The 18,352-nt window shown below is 42.3% G+C and carries 16 protein-coding genes; 5 read left to right on the forward strand and 11 right to left on the reverse strand.

Features of this window, described 5'->3' with window-relative positions; genetic code table 11:
• Positions 1-52 precede the first annotated feature (52 nt).
• The 6 genes from glgB to C5O00_RS11530 form a co-directional block, all read right to left on the reverse strand.
• Complete coding sequence (gene glgB, locus C5O00_RS11505; protein WP_105216997.1) at positions 53-1,978, reverse strand: 1,4-alpha-glucan branching protein GlgB; 1,926 nt, start codon at positions 1,976-1,978, stop codon at positions 53-55.
• Complete coding sequence (locus C5O00_RS11510) at positions 1,975-3,612, reverse strand: phosphotransferase (RefSeq protein ID WP_105216998.1); 1,638 nt, start codon at positions 3,610-3,612, stop codon at positions 1,975-1,977. The genes glgB and C5O00_RS11510 overlap by 4 nt, the downstream gene beginning before the upstream one ends.
• Positions 3,612-5,552 carry an alpha-1,4-glucan--maltose-1-phosphate maltosyltransferase gene (locus tag C5O00_RS11515; RefSeq protein WP_105216999.1) on the reverse strand — a complete coding sequence of 647 codons (1,941 nt, stop codon included), beginning with the start codon at positions 5,550-5,552 and terminating at the stop codon, positions 3,612-3,614. The genes C5O00_RS11510 and C5O00_RS11515 overlap by 1 nt, the downstream gene beginning before the upstream one ends.
• 154 nt (positions 5,553-5,706) lie before the next feature.
• Complete coding sequence (locus C5O00_RS11520) at positions 5,707-7,116, reverse strand: T9SS type A sorting domain-containing protein (protein ID WP_105217000.1); 1,410 nt, start codon at positions 7,114-7,116, stop codon at positions 5,707-5,709.
• A 105-nt stretch (positions 7,117-7,221) separates the two neighbouring features.
• Positions 7,222-7,926 (reverse strand): Two component regulator three Y domain protein, encoded by a 705-nt coding sequence (locus tag C5O00_RS11525; RefSeq protein ID WP_105217001.1) that lies wholly within the window; start codon positions 7,924-7,926, stop codon positions 7,222-7,224.
• 94 nt (positions 7,927-8,020) lie between these two features.
• Complete coding sequence (locus C5O00_RS11530; RefSeq protein WP_105217002.1) at positions 8,021-8,665, reverse strand: alpha/beta hydrolase; 645 nt, start codon at positions 8,663-8,665, stop codon at positions 8,021-8,023.
• Between the two features lie 42 nt (positions 8,666-8,707).
• Here C5O00_RS11530 and C5O00_RS11535 point away from each other — a divergent pair, with 42 nt between their 5' ends.
• From C5O00_RS11535 to menD, 3 genes are read left to right on the forward strand one after another with little or no spacing between them, the layout of a single operon-like run.
• Complete coding sequence (locus tag C5O00_RS11535) at positions 8,708-9,127, forward strand: PaaI family thioesterase (RefSeq protein WP_105217003.1); 420 nt, start codon at positions 8,708-8,710, stop codon at positions 9,125-9,127.
• Positions 9,128-9,131: 4 nt separating this feature from the next.
• Entirely contained in the window at positions 9,132-10,196 is a 1,065-nt protein-coding gene (locus C5O00_RS11540; RefSeq protein WP_105217004.1) for an isochorismate synthase, read from the forward strand.
• Between the two features lie 31 nt (positions 10,197-10,227).
• Complete coding sequence (gene menD, locus C5O00_RS11545; protein ID WP_105217005.1) at positions 10,228-11,889, forward strand: 2-succinyl-5-enolpyruvyl-6-hydroxy-3-cyclohexene-1-carboxylic-acid synthase; 1,662 nt, start codon at positions 10,228-10,230, stop codon at positions 11,887-11,889.
• Here the strand turns inward: menD and C5O00_RS11550 are convergent.
• Positions 11,879-12,304 (reverse strand): hypothetical protein, encoded by a 426-nt coding sequence (locus C5O00_RS11550; RefSeq protein WP_158676843.1) that lies wholly within the window; start codon positions 12,302-12,304, stop codon positions 11,879-11,881. The genes menD and C5O00_RS11550 overlap by 11 nt on opposite strands.
• Before the next feature lie 192 nt (positions 12,305-12,496).
• Positions 12,497-12,907, reverse strand: a complete 411-nt coding sequence (locus C5O00_RS11555; protein ID WP_105217007.1) for a hypothetical protein — start codon at positions 12,905-12,907, stop codon at positions 12,497-12,499.
• A 74-nt stretch (positions 12,908-12,981) separates the two neighbouring features.
• On the opposite strand from C5O00_RS11555, the gene C5O00_RS11560 reads away from it, so the two are divergent.
• Both C5O00_RS11560 and C5O00_RS11565 read left to right on the forward strand, forming a co-directional pair.
• Positions 12,982-13,812, forward strand: a complete 831-nt coding sequence (locus C5O00_RS11560; RefSeq protein ID WP_105217008.1) for a CvfB family protein — start codon at positions 12,982-12,984, stop codon at positions 13,810-13,812.
• Between the two features lie 73 nt (positions 13,813-13,885).
• Entirely contained in the window at positions 13,886-15,613 is a 1,728-nt protein-coding gene (locus C5O00_RS11565; protein WP_105217009.1) for an alpha/beta hydrolase-fold protein, read from the forward strand.
• Between the two features lies 1 nt (position 15,614).
• Here C5O00_RS11565 and C5O00_RS11570 read toward each other — a convergent pair whose 3' ends face one another.
• The 3 genes from C5O00_RS11570 to C5O00_RS11580 all read right to left on the reverse strand — a co-directional run bounded on the left by C5O00_RS11570 (position 15,615) and on the right by C5O00_RS11580 (position 18,296).
• Positions 15,615-16,631 (reverse strand): tetratricopeptide repeat protein, encoded by a 1,017-nt coding sequence (locus C5O00_RS11570; protein ID WP_105217010.1) that lies wholly within the window; start codon positions 16,629-16,631, stop codon positions 15,615-15,617.
• 69 nt (positions 16,632-16,700) lie between these two features.
• Positions 16,701-17,144: a hypothetical protein gene (locus C5O00_RS11575; protein WP_105217011.1), complete on the reverse strand. Its 444-nt coding sequence runs from the start codon at positions 17,142-17,144 to the stop codon at positions 16,701-16,703.
• A gap of 33 nt (positions 17,145-17,177) precedes the next feature.
• Entirely contained in the window at positions 17,178-18,296 is a 1,119-nt protein-coding gene (locus C5O00_RS11580) for a C1 family peptidase (RefSeq protein WP_105217012.1), read from the reverse strand.
• Positions 18,297-18,352: the final 56 nt, after the last annotated feature.

The following is an 18,352-nucleotide window of genomic DNA, read 5'->3' on the forward strand; positions in this document are numbered from 1 at the left end:
ACCGGACGGCATGGCATTTTAAAAAAGTAATTAACAAACGAAAACGTTTTCATTAACTTTTTTTGGCCGATTTAAACTTTTTAAGGACCATAACGCCCAGTGGAGCCAGATCGAGTACTACAGACTGAGCCCTGTGTTGCCACTCTACAGCTTCGGAAGTATATTGTTTTGCGATCTTATAACCGCTTCCTCCAAACTCCGGAGCATCACTATTGAAAATTAGTTTGTAGCTACCAGAGGCTGGCAAACCAATGCGGTATTCTTCCCTGGGAACGGGTGTCATGTTGGCTATCAGAACAAGATCATCCTTCTCATTCTCGCCCTTCCGCACATAGGCCAAAACCGAATTTTCTGAATCGTTATAATCTATCCATTCGAAGCCTTCACTTACAAATTGCTTTTCGTGTAAGGCCGGCTCATTTCGGTACAGATTATTTACTTCAGCAACTAATTTCTGAATCCCCTTATGATAGTCGTATTCCAGTAAATGCCAGTCCAGGCTTTGCTGAAAATTCCATTCATCACTCTGTCCAAATTCACCTCCCATAAAAAGCAACTTACTTCCGGGATGCGTGTACATATAACTATACAACAGCCTTAGATTGGCAAACCGTTGCCATTCATCGCCAGGCATACGCCCTAAGATCGACTGCTTGCCGTATACAACTTCATCGTGACTTAAGGGAAGCATGAAGTTCTCGGTAAAGGCATAGGTCATGCTAAAGGTGATATCGTTCTGGTGATGCTTTCGGTAAATGGGTTCTTTTTTAAAATATTCGAGGGTATCGTGCATCCAGCCCATCATCCATTTCATTCCGAAGCCCAGTCCGCCCAAATAGGTAGGTTTGGAAACCATAGGGAAGGAGGTAGATTCTTCGGCTATGGTTTGTACCCCGTCAAAACTTCCGTAGATCTCTTCATTCAATTCTTTAAAGAACGAAATGGCATCCAGGTTCTCCCTGCCGCCATATTGATTAGGTTCCCATTCTCCGTCTTCCCTAGAATAATCCAGATATAGCATACTCGCAACAGCATCTACTCTCAGGCCGTCGGCGTGATATCGGTCTAACCAGAAAACCGCGTTACTAATAAGGAAGGCACGAACTTCGTTTCTGCCATAATTGAATATTAAACTCTTCCAGTCGGGGTGATACCCCTTTCGCCGGTCCGGATGTTCGTACAAATGTGATCCGTCAAAATTTCCAAGTCCGTGCGCATCCTCCGGAAAATGAGAAGGTACCCAATCCAGGATCACGCCAATGTCATTTTTGTGTAATTCGTCTACCAGGAACATAAAATCTTCCGGATAGCCAAATCGGGAAGTGGGTGCGAAGTAACCCGTAAGCTGGTATCCCCAGGAAGGATCGTAGGGATATTCCATAATAGGCATGAACTCTACATGGGTAAAATTCATTTTCTTCACATACGCTGTTAGTTCACTGGCGAGCTCCAGGTAGCTAAGGGGCCGATTCTCTTCGGCTTTGTGCATCCAGGACCCCAGGTGAACTTCGTAAACAGAAAAAGGCTTATCCAGGCGATTAATATCCTTTCGCTTTTTCATCCAGTTCTTGTCCTTCCATGTATAGGTAGTGTCCCAGACAATGGAGGCTGTGTTTGGAGGATGTTCACATCGCGCTGCAAAGGGATCTGCTTTTTCGGTTTTAATATCGCCGTGATGAGAGTGGATCTTATACTTATATTTTGCCCCTTTTTCCACGTTGGGTATAAATCCTTCCCAAATCCCGGATGAGTCCCATCTAATATTAAGCGGATGTTCACCCTCTATCCAAAAATTAAAATCACCAATTACAGAAACTGCTTTCGCCGATGGAGCCCAAACGGCAAAATAAACTCCTTTTTTCCCATCTACTTCGGTGAGATGGGCCCCTAGTTTCTCGTAAAGCCTAAAGTGCTTTCCCGCCTTGAAGAGGTCGATATCGAAATCGGTAAATAAACTATGCGGAATTACGTTGCTCATAAATTTTGTTCTTCGTTCATAATAGAGGCAATACCCTCCAGTGGAATGATAGCCCAAAGCGGACGCGCATTCATTTCGTAGCCTAGCTCATATACCGCCTTTTCCAGCATGGCGTATTTCAGCATAAAAATTCGTTCCTGATTATAGCCGATATTAAGATTTGCCTCCTGAACCATTTTTGTATAGGTCTCCAGGAATACCCCAATAAAGTAGCGATATAGACATTCCCCGGCGTGATATAACGCATCCTGTTGAAAAGGATATTTGTCGCCATTATTGAATATAGTTGCGTACACCGCATAGTGGAAGGAGCGGAACATACCGGCAACATCTTTTAAAGGAGGTTGTTTTACTACCCTATCGCGGATGGTGCTTTCGGGTTCTCCCTCAAAATCAAGAATATAAAAATCGTCGTCGGTTACAAGAACCTGTCCCAGGTGATAATCACCATGAACCCTAATTCTTTCACCCTTCATTTTCGTCCAGTCGTAAGCCAGGAATCGCTTACGGATCTTATTTTTCTGCTCCAGGAACTGATCTGCCAGTCTTAAGGTGTCGTCCTTCAGTTTATGCAGATTATTTTCCACGGTATTCAGCCTATTCTGAAACTGGTACAGAAGTCGGTTTTTCAGCCATACTTCGTAGTCCATATTGAAACGCTGAGGGGTAAAATTGGTATCCTCGAATTCCGAACCGAGTACGATGTGCATTTCGGCGGTACGTTGAGCAAGTTTCTGTAACTTCTGAAATATATCCAGTCCTGCCCAATCTATGATCTCGTGTGGCACATCTTTTATAGGTAAGCGAGCGAACAGCTCGGCATGTGGCAATGACTCTATGTTAATATTCTTTTTGCCGAGGTTATCAAATATCGTATCAAGTTTGTCCAGCATATATTCCCATGCGTCACCTTGATTCTCAACCATTTCCTGCATCAAGGCAATGGTAATCATCAGGTTATCCGTGTCTATGATATTTAAACTGCCTAAATAGGCCGGGGTATTTTTAAATCCTTTTTTATCTGAAAGGAAAAGCGACATCTCATAATCGGGGTTCTTATTTGCATATATCCTTCTGAAGAATTTGATAACACATTTATCGTTTATGATCACTGAGGTATTACTTTGTTCCATTCCCATATTGCGGGAAGACTTGTATTCGGTCTCGGTAAGACGTTCCCCCTTGTGGTATTGCACTCGTGTGGAGTCGTGAGGCCTGGCATTCAAAATTCGTTCGAAAACCACTTTACGAAAGGCATCCAGGTTTATGGCATCAATTATAAATCCTTCAGTACCCTGTATGCTTATAGGGAGTATTTTGTCGTTTTTGGCGTAGTCTTCGTCGGTTACAAAGGCAATAGGAATAAAGTAATGTTGATAGAACGCCTCCACAAAATTGACTTCCAGGATGAGGCCGTAGTACATTTCTTCATCTTTCTGAATTCTGAAATATTCGGTGAGTTCGATGTACTTAAGTTTACTGGACTTACCACCGTACCATCGCTGTTTCTGTATATAATCTTCCAGCACTTCCGAAAGGAACATCTGGACAAAATCTGTGTTATCCATTAATTCCTCCCAGGAATCGTCGAAATTCGAAGGTTTCTTGGCCTTGGATGTTTCCAGCTTAGCCATTACTTTTTAATTTTAAATAAATGAAACGGCAGTGCAGGGTGTAATTCTACAAAATTCCATTCCTTATCCCAGATATAACTGCTTCCTGTTATCTGGTCTGTTACGTTAACCTGCTGTCCTTCGTGTATCCCCAGATCGCTCATGGGGAGTTGGATCCAGCCCTTCTGACCGTAATAAGGATCGAGATTAACGATCATGATCGTTTCGTTTTCACGATCGTCACTATATTTATAATACGCCAGTAACTGGTCGTTCTCTACAGCCAGGAATTTTATATTGTTAGTTTGCTGAAGGGATGTTTGCTCTTTCCGTATTTTATTGATCTTCGAAATCAATGTGGTAAGCTTGTTTTCTTTCTTCCAGTCCCAGTGCCGAAGTTGAAATTTTTCCGAATCCAGATATTCTTCTTTACCCGGCAAAGCATCACTAACCATTTGTTCAAATACAGGACCATAAATACCTGTATTAGAGCTAAGTGTAGCAGCTAAAAAGTATCTTTGCAGATGAATTGCCTCATTACCTCCCTGTAAAGACCAGGGGTTGATGTCCGGAGTATTAGGCCAAAAATTCGGACGGAAAAAATAGCGTTGATCGGTTTTGGTAAGTTCTTCCATATACTCGATCAATTCCTGTTTCGTATTTCGCCAGGTAAAATACGTATAAGACTGCGTAAAGCCCTGCTTCGCGAGTTGATGCATCACCTTCGGGCGTGTAAAAGCTTCGGAAAGAAAGAGTACATCGGGATGTTTTTTCTTCACTTCGCCAATAAGCCAGCCCCAGAAATAAAAAGGTTTAGTGTGAGGATTATCGACGCGGAAGACCTTTATTCCACAGGTCTCTACCCAATACAAGGCAGTTTCGAGCATTTCCTTCCAAAGGTTCTTCCAGTCCTTGCTCTCAAAGTAGATTGGAAGTATATCCTGGTATTTCTTCGGTGGGTTCTCGGCATATTGTACGGTACCATCAGGCCTCCATTTAAACCATTCGGGATGTTCTTTAACCCAGGGGTGATCCGGAGCTGCCTGTAATGCAAAGTCCATAGCGATCTCCATCCCATGTTTTTCGGCCAATTTGACCAGGGCTTTAAAATCTGCCAGGGAACCGAGCTCTGGATGAATGTCCTTATGTCCACCTTTTTCCGAACCAATACCCCATGTGGAGCCTACATCGTCATTATTGGCTTTTGTTGTATTATTCTTACCCTTTCGGTTTACTTCGCCTATGGGATGGATAGGAGGGAAGTAAAGTGTATCGAAGCCCATATTCGCCACTCTCGGTAAAAGTTGTTCGCAATCCTTGAAAGTCCCATGCCGACCTTCTTCCTGGGAAGCCGAGCGAGGGAAGAATTCGTACCAGGTACTAAAGCGCGCCTTTAATCTGTCTACGTAGGTAGAGTATTCGTCACTTTCACTTAAGATCCCTTTAGCAGGATATTTGGTGAGGAGCTGGTGAAGTTTGTGCGATATAGCCATTTCTACGGCTTTCGGATAGGCTCCGGGATGCCTGAATGAAGCCACACAATCTTTTAAGAAAGTAGTTTCAGTTGCCGCGGCATCTTTCATAATACTTTCCAGATAGAGCGCTCCTTCAAGAAGTTCGGAGGTAACTGTTTGTCCATCTTCCAGTTTACGGGTAATCCCATGTTGCCAATTGAGGCCGTGATCAACCCAGGCTTCGATCTTGTATTTATACACGCCTTGCTTTGAAACTGTGAACGCAGCAGACCAGCTATCATTAACATTGGGTTGCATGCGTACCTCTTTCCATTTATTCTCCTTAGCATGCTTATATCGAACCGAAGCGGCTATGATGTCATGTCCGTCCGCAAAGATATCTGCTGTCACCGGTACTGTTTCGTTTACAACAGATTTCACTGGATATTCTCCGTTATTGATAAGCGGAGTGATATTTTCGATAATAACCCTGGATTGGCTATACATAATTCGTTGATTTTTCAGGCCGTAAAGGTATGAAACATAGGCTATTTTAGCTTTGGACTAGGGTAAAACTTACTACAACGTTAGAGTAGTAACAGTTCACGCAACTTGTGTAGCCTATGCCTGCATTTTCGTTATATTTATGATTATAATTCGGCTATTCTTTAATGATCTTTTTGGTAATATTTCCTTCGGAAGAGGACACTTTCATATAATAGATCCCCGAGGCGAACTGCGACAAATCCACACGTAGCGTTCCCTGGTTATCGCTGTGGTCCTGCCATAACATTTTTCCGAAGTTATCAAAAATTGAAATCTCAACTTCCGAAAGATCTGCTGGTAGATTTACATTTAATGTATCATGGACCGGATTTGGGTAGACCTTAATGCTTTCAAGAGCGTTGGCCCCAATTGCCAATATAACCCCTTCTGTCTTAAACCACGAAAAGGCATCACTAATGTTGGCGGCCGTAACGATATCTGCTACCAGGTCTCCATCAATATCTGCCGAAGTTATGGCAAAGGCCCCATTACTATAAGTAGGGTCACTACTTATCACTGCTCCGGTAAAAACACCACTGCCATCATTTTCATACCAGGCAAAAGCATCGCCGGTGATGGCTGCTGTGATAATATCCATATCTCCGTCCTGTTCCAGGTCTACCAATGATAATCCACGCGGACCAATAGAAAAGCTACTCGTATTATCGATAATATGAGTTGTAAAATTCTCACTACCGTCATTTTCGTACCATAAGAACTGATCTGCATTATTACTACCGGCCGCTATATCCATATCGCCATCACCATCCAGATCGGCCACGTCTACTGCGGTAGCACCATTAGCATTCACCGAATCATCTATGGTATGTGGCGTGAACACTCCGTTTCCGTCATTTTCATACCAGGAAAAGGTATCGCCGGCAAAAGCCGCCACCACTATGTCCGGGTAGGTATCCTCATTTACATCGGCTACTTTTGCCACTCTCACCCCGTTCGTACGGTTATCACCTACACTTAAGACATTAAGAATTAAGAAATTTTCGTTTCCATCGTTAGCATAGACAACTAGGGCGTCGCCTGCATTGGCTCCCCCAACTATATCCATATCGCCGTCATCGTCGAAATCTGCTGCTCCTATGCTATATGCTTCGTTGGCATAAGACGAATTATCTATAACGTGAGGTGTAAAAAGACCGCTGCCATCGTTTTCATACCAAAGGTATGCATCGGCATTGGAGGAGGTAGCCAGAATATCCAGATCACCGTCCTCGTCGAGATCGAAGCTGGTAGCAAAACGCGCTCCATCGGCTGTGGCTCCGTTATCGATGGTGCTTCTGGTGAAATTTCCATTGCCGTCATTTCTATATATAGAGAAATGATCGGCCTGATAAGCTCCGCCTATCACATCTATATCGCCATCGCCGTCGAAATCGCCTGTAGTAACTGTGTTTGCGGCGTTAGCAGTAGGCTCGGCATTGTCTATAATATTTGGACTGAATGTTATTTGGGCGAGTAGGAAAGATGAGGAAAGAAAAAGGGTAACTAAGGTGGTTAGATATTTCATCAAAGGATTTTTTTTGGTTCTTATAAATATAATTCAAAAAAACCCATAAAAAAAGCGGCTCGCAATGCGGCCGCCTTAACTTTAAACTGTTAGGAGTAATACGTATTAATGATCGTCGCTGGTTTCGATGGCGATAACCGACTTAGCCGCCGGTACAACCCCGGTATCATTGAAATCGAGGCTTGCGGAGTTCGACATAAGGATCACAGAGAAATGTTCGGTGTTGGTGAAATCATTTTCGGCTATGATCACTTCCTTTAATGTTTTGATTTTTGAGATCTCTGACGGAAGTTCCCCGGATAATTTATTATCAAAAACGTTGAAAACCTCTAAATTTTTCAAATTTTTAAGCGATCCGGGTAACGATCCCGTCAAGAAGTTACTACTTAGATGTAATTGTTTAAGATTATTAAGTGCTCCAAGCGACTCGGGAACATTGCCGGTAAGGGCGTTGCCGTTAAAGGCCAGCATTTCAAGTTTGCTTAAATTACCTAGCGAGGCAGGTAAAGTGCCTGAGATCCGATTGAAGGATAACTCTAAGATCCTTAGGTTTTTAAGTTCACCTATCGATTCGGGTAGAGTACCACTAATATTGTTGAATAATAAGGAAAGACCGGTAACAGTGTTATTTTCCACTGTAACACCCTGCCAGTCGGCTACGGGTGCGGTAATATCCCATGATTGGTTCCAGTTTTTTCCGTTAGTTGAATGATAAAACTCAAGTAGAGCTTGTCTTTCTGCTGGGGCAACCTGTGCGCTAAGAACTACTGTGAGAAGTAGCATAAGCAAGGTAGAAATAGACTTTTTCATTGGTTGAGGTTCAGATTTTACTTACAATAATGTGTAAATAAAGTCATATTCTCGCTAACAGACAAAAAAAATCGATGAAATGCACTATTTATTTCTATAATTGTAGGATATTTTGTAGGAAATCTATGTTTACCTCGTGCCCACCTTCAAAGGATCGTACCTCCATTCTACTCCCAAACAAGCTTGAGCCTCTTTTTATTTCTTCGGAAAGACGGGTAGGAGTGATATAAGGATCCTGGTCACCATGCATAAATAATACTTTGGTGGATGCGTCCATATAATTGAAATCTTCCGGTTTTAGTTCCTTCGGAATTCCACCCGAGTGCAATACCAGTTGCTTACATTGAATTTTCCTACTCGCTATCCATCGTGTAGCTATCGAAACACCTTGTGAATATCCAAGGATAAAAAGGGAAGAGGGATTGGTGATATTTTCAGCTTCCCAGACCGCATCCACATAGGCCAGAACATTTTTCGTCTCGGCCAGAGTATCCTCTCGTGTAAGCCATGAAGCTCCAACATGTTTGGAATCGGTATTCAGGTAGTATTTAGAAGGTGCCTGTGGGGCGATAATGTAATTGGTTTCCGGATCAAGAGTGGAGAAGAACCTGGCAAAATAACGACTTAAATGGCCCATACCATGAAATACCATCCACACATTCAAGGTTTTATGATCATAATTATTAAGCGTGGAATAGGAGGCTGATGCCTTATAAGTTACCCTTTTTTCTAAGGCCATTCTTCAGTTCGTTTTGTATTTTTACAAATGTAAACGAATCCTATGAACAACTCAAAAGAAGAAATACTTGCGGCATGCGCGGCCATGTGTAAAAACACCTTAATAGAAACCCTGGGTATCGAATTCATCGATGTTACCGATGAGACGGTGGTAGCACGTATGCCGGTAAATTCAACTGTTCATCAGCCCGACGGGGTCTTACACGGTGGTGCTTCAGTCGCCCTGGCTGAAAGCGTGGGCAGCATGGCATCTGTTTTGTTTATGAAAGGGCAAGAAGTAAGCATACGCGGTATTGAGATATCGGCCAATCACGTAAAAAGTGTAAGCGAAGGTTATGTATATGCAAAGGCGAAAATCCTGCATAAGGGGAGAACTATTCAATTATGGTCAATTCCGATAGTAAACGAAAAGGATGAATTGATCTCTATGGTGAAACTTACAACCATCACCCTGAAAAAGTAACCGGATGAGAGCAGATCTTTTGCTTGGTAAATTGGAACAACATTATAGACAACAGTTACCCTTCGTTATCTATGCGTTACCCGGAAGTATGATGGTGACAGGTCTTTTTCAGCATACCAAGGAACTATATAGCACAACCACTTTATCGGAAAAAGGATTTGTAATGGCTCCATTTTACAATTCATCGTCCTTACCGCTTATCCCTGTAAATCGGAGTGAACAAATAAAAGCGGATCTGCGCCCTCTCCGACTAGAAGGAGTACATAAAGAGATCGCAGAAGATGAGGATTCGAGAACCAGACATATTGCATTGGTCTCTAAAGCTATTGAAACTCTTACTACTTCAGAATTGAAAAAAGTAGTGGTGAGCCGGAAGCAAGACCTGCCGTTACGAAGTTTCGATATTATTACGTTTACTAGTGTACTTTTTTCTGAAAATACGGATGCTTTCAGGTATCTGTGGTTTCATCCGAAAACAGGGATGTGGTGTGCAGCCACCCCGGAATTACTACTCTCGGTTGCAGACAAAACATTTAAGACGATGTCCCTGGCAGGAACTCGTTCAAAAGTAAAGCACGGGGATCAACAATGGACAAATAAAGAAATTGAAGAACAAGAACTGGTGACCCAAGCGATACTCCGTGATCTGAAGCCTTTTACTTCCGATATCGAAATTTCTGAGACCTATACCAGCTCTGCAGCGACGTTAGAACATCTTCGAACCGATATTAGCGGGGTTTTAGATCCCAGTGCCAGTATTAAGCAGGTGGTCGATACACTACACCCCACTCCGGCGGTTTGTGGTACTCCCGCTAAAAAGGCCCTGGAATTTATCGAAACGTTCGAAGGTTATGATCGTGCATTTTACACAGGTTATGTAGGGCCTGTAAATCTGGATTCTTCTACTAGTAATCTGTTTGTAAACCTTCGATGTATGCGCCTGTCCAATAAGGAAGCATCTATTTATACCGGTGGGGGGATCACAGTACTTTCCGATCCTATTTCAGAATGGAAAGAGACTTGTAACAAACAGCAAACCATGTTAAAACTACTAGGGGAGTTTCTTTAAATAATTAAGTGGGCTTCGTACCTTTGCAATAATGAAATTCTCCAGTAAGCGCCTCTCGCAAACCATCACTCAGTTGTGCCTCATAAAGGAGATCGATCATATTGTGATATCTCCTGGATCCAGAAACGCTCCTTTAACGATTGGATTTACGGAACATCCTTCCTTTACATGCTTTAGTATAGTAGACGAGCGCTGTGCGGCATTCTTTGCGCTGGGAGTTGCCCAACAAATTAATAGACCGGTAGCGCTTATCTGTACTTCCGGATCTGCTTTATTAAATTACTACCCTGCTGTGGCAGAAGCCTTTTATAGTGATATTCCTTTGGTAGTGATTAGCGCAGACAGGCCGGAAAAGCTGGTTGAAATAGGGGATGGGCAAACTATTCGGCAGGAGAATGTGTATTCCAACCACATCCTTTATAGTGCAAATTGCAAGGACGGCGATGAATTCCAACTAAAAAATGAGACCGAGATCAACATAGCTCTTAATACGGCGATCGAATTACAGGGTCCGGTACATATTAATGCGCCCTTTGAAGAGCCGTTATACCATAAAACCGATGATCTGCTGGTTAGGCCTCAGCATGTTCCGGCCCGCACTATGGAGGCTTCCGAGCCTGATTTTAAGGAGTTAGCGCAAATTTGGAATTCGTCTTCCCAAAAGTTAATACTAACAGGAACTTTACCGCCTTTGTCTATAGATGATCAGGTCACTGCTCAATTGGCGTCAAGAGATGATCTGCTCGTATTTACCGAAGCTACATCCAATTGGCACCACCCTAATTTTATCCCTGCTATCGATCAGTTGATAACGGCGCTTAACCCGGAAGAGTTCGAAGCCTTACAGCCCGAATTGCTCATCACTTTTGGAGGCATGGTGATCTCTAAGCGAATTAAGGCGTATCTAAGAAAATATAAGCCAAAACATCATTGGCATATCAATAAGAAGAAAGCATTCGACACGTATTTTTCGTTAAGCGAGCACCTTAGGATGGATCCTAATACCTTTTTCAGAAAATTTCTACCCTTACTACAGCCTGCCCACTCCAATTACCAAAGTTCCTGGTTGCAGATAAGAAAGTATCGCCTCGAGAAACACACCGAATATCTGGGTACGGTAACATATTCGGATATCAGGGCATATAGCCTGGTTTTTAATTCGCTCCCGAAAGGTTGCCAGTTACAACTGGCCAATAGCGCGACGGTTCGGTACGCTCAATTATTCGAACTTAAAAATCAACCAGAAGTTTTTTGCAATCGCGGAACGAGTGGTATTGACGGAAGTACGAGTACGGCCATAGGAGCTGCGGTAGCCTCGGGCAAACAAACCGTTTATGTAAGTGGTGACCTCAGTTTTTTCTATGACAGTAATGCGCTATGGAACCAATACATACCCAAAGATCTCAGAATAATTGTTATCAATAATTCGGGTGGCGGGATATTTAGGATTTTACCGGGCGCCAAGAGTGCAGCTCATTTTAAAACTTACTTTGAGACCTCGCATAATCTAAACGCAGCTAATTTATGCGAAATGTATGATATCGAATATGCGGCCGTTTCGGATGAATTAAGCCTGAAGAATGAGTTATCTTCTTTTTATTCTGAATCGCATCGCCCCAGGCTATTGGAGATATTCACACCTCAGGAAGTGAATGATAAGGTGTTGCTAGATTATTTCGAATTTATACGATAACCTTTCCTTCGATAACATACTTTGCCCAGCTCTTTGCCGCATGCAGGTTGTTAAAGACCCGAAATGGCTTCCGGATGAAATTCTCCTCCATACTGGCCGTATTATACGAGAACTCGTTATAGGTTACAATGGCGATTCCCTTAAGATTAGGGATCATTTCCAAATATTTATAATCGTTGGGATCTACCGAATATGCATTTATTCTGTTTGAGATATAGACCACCGGCCGAAAACCAACCGCTTTCGCGACATCGATCAGCACGGACATCCCGTTTCGAATAGAGATATTAACATTCGCTTTTCCTTCCATGATCACTACATGATCATAGATCGAAATTTTACCAATCTCGGTGTTTAAAACCTTTCTTGGCATTTCCGGAGATCCGGTAACATTATCTGGGGCAATTGTCATCATAAGCAGGGGGGCTAATAATTAAATTTCAGGTTAAATGTAGGAAAATACCACACACATAAAAATATAATTAAGGTCACGGACATATATTTTCGATGAAATACAGTAATGTTTCGACCATCCGTTGATTTCGGTACCGGTTAGATTAATTAATATTCAGTAAAAACAAGATTTTGATAGGTAAGATTACCTTAATTAGCTATGAAGTAATTGTTTTCCCCAGAGATATGCCTCCGATACGTTATCGAATATTTCCATAGGTTTTCTGAAGAAGTTAAGTTCGAGCTCTGCGTTCTTTTTTCCTAGTTCGGTTGGAGTAACGATCGCAATACCTTTAAGTGTGGGAACTTTTTCAAGATAGACATAGTCATTAGGATTCACCGAATACGAATTTACCCGGTTGGCGATATATACAAATGGTCTGCTTCCTACATATTTGAGCCCCATCACCAGAATAGAAAATGCGGTTTTATACGATAAGGTAACACCTTCTTTGGCTTCAACGATTACTATATCCGTGTAGAAATAAACGGTTACAAGATCGGTTTTTAATACATGCTCTAGTTCCGCTTCTACGGTTAATTTGTGGGGATCTGCCATTTCCATTTGCACGTGAAATTACGGAATATCTTTAAAAAATCAATAGGATTCATGGCGATTAAATAACTAACTTTGCTGCCATGTTACAACTTGGAGAATACCAGCAACTTAGGATACTGCGAGAAACCGATCCGGGCTTATACCTGGGAAATTCGGAAGGGGATGAAGTATTGCTGCCGCATAAATATAAGCCCGAATCCTTCGAGCTGGGAGACGAATTAAACGTCTTTGTTTACCTGGACCATGAGGAACGTCCTGTAGCTACCACTTTGGAGCCATATGTGCAATTGAATGAATTTGGATACCTGCACTGCAGTGATGTGAATAAATTTGGCGCTTTCATGGACTGGGGTCTGGAGAAACAACTATTTGTTCCCTTTAAAGAGCAGGCACGCCCAATGAAACCGGGCAATTGGTATATCGTTCGACTCTATCTGGATGAACAGACCAATAGGTTGACCGGGTCCAGTAAGACCAATAAATTTCTAAGTAATGAGAATCTTACCGTTGCCAAATTTGACGAAGTAGATATACTGGTAACACATCTCACCGATAAAGGGGCTAACGTAATTGTTAACGGGATCCACAAAGGGCTTATTTATACTGAAGATATATTCGAGGATATACGCACCGGTGATCGTTTAAAGGCCTATGTGAAGAAAATACGTCACGACAATAAGTTGGACATAGTCTTGCAAACTCCGGGTTATAAGAGTATCGAACCAAACGCGAATTATGTCCTGGACGAACTAAAAGCGGCGGGTGGCTTTATTCCTTTACACGATAAATCTGATCCGGAAACGATTAAAAATGAACTTGGCCTAAGCAAGAAAAGTTTTAAGAAGGCCATTGGTAGTTTGTATAAGGACAAACAGATCGTGATAAAAGAAGATGGAATTGAGTTGATCTGATCCCGGATCCTTGATAATTTATCCAATTAATCTTTAGTGTTTTGTATTTTTATGGGAACTAACCAATCTTCTCATGAAAAAAATCTACGTTCTACTTGCCGTTGTATCACTACTATTAAGTGCTTGTACTTCTGAAACTTCCAACCAAATACGTTTTACCGTACAACTTTCCGATTCGCTCAATGTAGATGCATTAGACGGCAGACTGCTACTTATGCTCTCTACAAATAAAGAGGCTGAACCCAGGTTTCAGATAAATAATGGTTTAAATACTCAGTTGATCTTCGGGAAGAATGTAGAAGGTTGGCAGAAAGGTGAGTCAATCACATTTACTTCTGAAGAGCTTGGTTACCCTATTGAAAACTTAAATGAGATACCGGAAGGCACATACCAGGCTCAGGCCTTGTTACACGTTTACGAAACTTTTAACCTATCCACCGGGCATACCGTTAAATTACCTATGGACAATGGCGAAGGACAGCAATGGAATCGTTCTCCGGGAAACATCTACAATATCCCTGTTGAAGTTTCTATTGGCGGAAATTCTTCAAATTTAGATCTGGTGATCGATACTGTGATCCCACCCATCGAAGAACCAGAAGATACCGAATGGGTAAAGCACATAAAATTTAAATCTGAAAAACTATCCGAATTTTGGGGCAGGGATATGTACCTGGGAGCTCATGTACTGTTACCGAAGGGGTTCGACGAGCACCCGGAGGCCAAATATCCTCTCATGATCTTCCATGGCCATTTCCCCAGTGATTTCGGAGATTGGAGGACCTCTCCTCCCGATCCCAACCTGGAGCCGGAATATTCGGAGCGATTTGGGGTAGAAGGCTATAATATAATTCAGCAGCAAGAGGCCTACAATTTTTACAAACGTTGGAACAGTGAAGATTTTCCTCGTTTTATTATTATCGAAATTCAGCATCCAACCCCGTATTACGACGATAGTTACGCGGTTAACTCGGCCGCCCAGGGCCCGTATGGCGATGCTATTACCTACGAGCTGATACCACATATTGAGCAGAAATTCAGGGGAATTGGAGAGGGCTGGGCCCGCTTCCTCTATGGTGGATCTACCGGTGGATGGGAAGCACTAGCGGTACAGGTTAAATACCCAGAAGAATATAACGGTTGCTTTGCCGCCTGTCCGGACCCGATAGATTTTAGAGCTTATTGCCTGGTCAATATTTATGAAGACGAGAATGCGTATTTCTACGATAGTGAATTCCGCTCTCTTGAGATACCCGGGCACAGAGATTACCTGGGTCAAATAAATACAACTGTGAAGGACTATAATCGTTTGGAACTTGTGTTAGGTGACAAATCGAGATCGGGCCAGCAATGGGATATATGGGAAGCTACCTATTCGCCTTTGGGAGAAGATGGGTATCCAAAACGCCTTTGGGACAAATACTCTGGGGATATAGACCATGACGTAGCTAAATACTGGCAAGAGAATTACGATCTTCGTTATATCCTTGAACGCGATTGGGAAAAATTAGGGCCGGAATTACGAGGAAAGATCCACATATATTGTGGCGATATGGACAACTACTATCTCAATAATGCGGTATATCTCATGGAAGATTTTCTGGAAAGTACCACAGATCCGTATTACGATGGGGAAGTAGCTTATGGAGATCGTGCAGAACACTGCTGGAACGGGGACCCCGAATTACCCAATCATCTCTCGCGCCTTCGCTACAATAGTATGTACGTACCTAAGATCATGAAGAGAATAATGGAAAGCGCACCTCCGGGGGCAGATCTTACCAGCTGGCGATACAAATAATTTACTGGCCTATCCATTTTTCGAAAGCGAACATTTCCAGGGTGTGTTCCTCTATCCATTTGGCCGAACTCTCATTGATGTTCTCGGTAATATGATAGAAGTATGCTTCCATATGATCCGATTTCGCCAATTTATCGAAGAAAGGGATATAGAAATTCCAGTATATACTTTCAGAATTTCCGTGGCGTTCCTTCATTTCACCCAGATGTTTAAAGAATCGGGTGCTGTTCTTAATAAAAAGTTCTTCCCGAGACAGATCTTTATTCTCTTCGTCCGAAATACCTGAAGCCAGTAATGCCAGTAATAATTCGGAGGCAGAAAATTCGCTGTTCAGATCGGCGGATAGACTAATGTTTATTGATTTCGTATTTCCGTCTTCTATGGTTACATTTCCTCCCATAATGCTATTAATGTCTACAAAAACATCCCTGGCCCTCTCCGAGCCGGGGTTTAGAAAAAGGAAATAATGATAAGATAGTAATGCCTGTACTCGATTATTGGTTTCAAACTGCAGGAAACCCATTAATAAATGAGAGGTAGGGTATACAGGATCGAGTTTTATAGCGGTAGTTAATTCTTCGATTGCGGTCTCGGGTTCTCCTTTTTTATACAGTTGATAGGCCAGATTATAATGAAGAGTAGGTTCGTTCTTAAATTCGTTCACGGCCTTTTTAAAGAGTTTATACGCCGCTTTGGATTTTCCCATATTATCAAGACTAAGACCTTTGTTTATTGTTGCCGGCAAAAGGTGTTCGTTGTTAAGATCTAGCACCTTGTCGTAATATTTTATGTCCGTTTTAAAATCCCCTTTGTGATAATAACTTAGGCCGATCTCATAAAGAACCATAGCCGATTTCGGGTCGATCTCAAGGGCGGTTTCGTAGGTAGCAATAGCCTTGTCGAATTCCCCACGGTCGTGATATACGATCCCTTCTTCCACTATACTAACTACATCGTTTTGAGAAAATATCGGAGATAAATTCAGTAAAAAAAATACCAGGAAAAAGCTACGGATCATAGGTATGCGTTTCAAATAATGATAATTGCGTTACCTACTTTATAATTGCAGTACGTACGCTTGTTTAATTTAAAATCCTCTGCCAACTCTGTAAGGCGCGCAACGCGCACAAATACCAAAAGGCGGGCAGGGATCCATAAGGTCGAGGCCTCGCATTTCTTTATAGACCGAATTAGTGACCCGGGTTTTCCCGTCGGATAAATAACTGGATCGAGCACCAAATCCGAAAAATTCAGACTGAATTTCCTTTACATTAACATTGGCCGGAACGTATGCTTGTTCGTTTTGGATAGCGCTAACCATATCCACATTGGCACGGTAATTATCTACATTCATCTGAAAATCGTTCAATCCGATCTTCTTAAAAGATGTTTCTGCCTTAAAACTATAAATGGTCAATTCTTCCAACTGCGGTAACGAATTGGAATTGATGGTAAAATATCGCGTACTGAAATCGTTCTGACTCATCAGCGAAATCGGAAGACAAAAAAGTATGATATACCAGGTTTTCATCGATTCCAAATATATCAAAAATGATTCCGAAAGTTATAAATTTAACTTTTTCGCTGTGGCCTGAGGCACCGCATCCTTATGAATTGTAATGCTAATGGCTTTAAGTTTCATATAGGCTTCACTAAAATACACGTAGCCACCATTGGCATTTCTGCTCTCATCGGTTCCCCAGCTGTTCTTCACCTTATAATACTTGGTTCCGTTTTGATCGCGCAGTATCCCTGTAATATGCATTAAATGATCATCGGTGGTTGTGAAATTTTCAAATTCACCCTGGCGATATTCCTGACTAATACTCATTTCAGGATACACTCCCTGTAAGGCTTTTATATTATTATCGGCATCCTTCGGAATTACAGCTACCCCGTCCTTAGATGAAAAGGTACGTTCGCTTACATCACAGTCCAATTCGACGGTGAATCCATTCTTTAGAGCATTGTCCAGGGTTGCGATCATCTCGTCTAGAGGTACGTTATACATGCTTCCATAACTCCAGTTGTCGGGAATATTCAGGATAAATTCTGAATAGAATGGAGCCTGGGTAAAAGAGGTTATAGTTATATAATCCTCGGGAACTATCTTAGTCATTTCAAGAAACGACATGGGCGTGTACTGTCTTCCTTCGTAGGCAAAAATATTTGGATTTTGCCCCATGTAAACATCTAGTACCGCTTCTATGGCATCGTCCCATTTCTTGCTGAGTTTTCTTCCGGGGTTGTCCACATAGGTCTCTACCATGGCTGTTAAGACAGCGGCCATCTCGGCATGATTATGCCCGGTCTCACCTTTAAATATCCCACTGTAAGCCGATTGCGGGACGAGCCCATAATCCCTCACAGAGTTCATCACATCGTGAGCCAGCCCGCCTTCACTAAACTGCGCTTTTCCTTGTCGCATCACATAATTCTCGGCTTTTTTCGGGTAGGTGTTTCGCACGGTATACATTTCGGAAAGATCGATCTCCTTCCCGGTAAGCCTGATGATCTCCGATTCTAAAAAAGACGTACTGGAAAAACTCCAGCAGGTACCGGTGCGTCCCTGGCTGATTACCGGCGTGGTCTCCAGGTCAATTTCGGTTGTGAACTTATACGGCTGCTGTGCGTAAGTACTTATTGTGAATAGGATTCCGAAGAGAAAAATGAGATATCGCATGGTTTCAAATTTAAGTCGATGTAAGGATCTGAAATGAAAAGTAGACTCCTTGAGTA

Source organism: Pukyongia salina (assembly GCF_002966125.1).
GTDB classification, from domain to species: domain Bacteria; phylum Bacteroidota; class Bacteroidia; order Flavobacteriales; family Flavobacteriaceae; genus Pukyongia; species Pukyongia salina.

Excerpts from the sequence above, each read along its gene's own strand:
- glgB (WP_105216997.1), bottom strand. The coding sequence starts at position 1,978 with ATGAGCAACGTAATTCCGCATAGTTTATTTACCGATTTCGATATCGAC.
- C5O00_RS11520 (WP_105217000.1), bottom strand. The coding sequence starts at position 7,116 with ATGAAATATCTAACCACCTTAGTTACCCTTTTTCTTTCCTCATCTTTC.
- C5O00_RS11580 (WP_105217012.1), bottom strand. The coding sequence starts at position 18,296 with ATGCGATATCTCATTTTTCTCTTCGGAATCCTATTCACAATAAGTACT.
- C5O00_RS11550 (WP_158676843.1), bottom strand. The coding sequence starts at position 12,304 with ATGATGACAATTGCCCCAGATAATGTTACCGGATCTCCGGAAATGCCA.
- C5O00_RS11560 (WP_105217008.1), top strand. The coding sequence starts at position 12,982 with ATGTTACAACTTGGAGAATACCAGCAACTTAGGATACTGCGAGAAACC.
- C5O00_RS11565 (WP_105217009.1), top strand. The coding sequence starts at position 13,886 with ATGAAAAAAATCTACGTTCTACTTGCCGTTGTATCACTACTATTAAGT.
- C5O00_RS11540 (WP_105217004.1), top strand. The coding sequence starts at position 9,132 with ATGAGAGCAGATCTTTTGCTTGGTAAATTGGAACAACATTATAGACAA.
- menD (WP_105217005.1), top strand. The coding sequence starts at position 10,228 with ATGAAATTCTCCAGTAAGCGCCTCTCGCAAACCATCACTCAGTTGTGC.
- C5O00_RS11555 (WP_105217007.1), bottom strand. The coding sequence starts at position 12,907 with ATGGAAATGGCAGATCCCCACAAATTAACCGTAGAAGCGGAACTAGAG.
- C5O00_RS11510 (WP_105216998.1), bottom strand. The coding sequence starts at position 3,612 with ATGGCTAAGCTGGAAACATCCAAGGCCAAGAAACCTTCGAATTTCGAC.
- C5O00_RS11535 (WP_105217003.1), top strand. The coding sequence starts at position 8,708 with ATGAACAACTCAAAAGAAGAAATACTTGCGGCATGCGCGGCCATGTGT.
- C5O00_RS11515 (WP_105216999.1), bottom strand. The coding sequence starts at position 5,552 with ATGTATAGCCAATCCAGGGTTATTATCGAAAATATCACTCCGCTTATC.
- C5O00_RS11530 (WP_105217002.1), bottom strand. The coding sequence starts at position 8,665 with ATGGCCTTAGAAAAAAGGGTAACTTATAAGGCATCAGCCTCCTATTCC.
- C5O00_RS11570 (WP_105217010.1), bottom strand. The coding sequence starts at position 16,631 with ATGATCCGTAGCTTTTTCCTGGTATTTTTTTTACTGAATTTATCTCCG.
- C5O00_RS11525 (WP_105217001.1), bottom strand. The coding sequence starts at position 7,926 with ATGAAAAAGTCTATTTCTACCTTGCTTATGCTACTTCTCACAGTAGTT.
- C5O00_RS11575 (WP_105217011.1), bottom strand. The coding sequence starts at position 17,144 with ATGAAAACCTGGTATATCATACTTTTTTGTCTTCCGATTTCGCTGATG.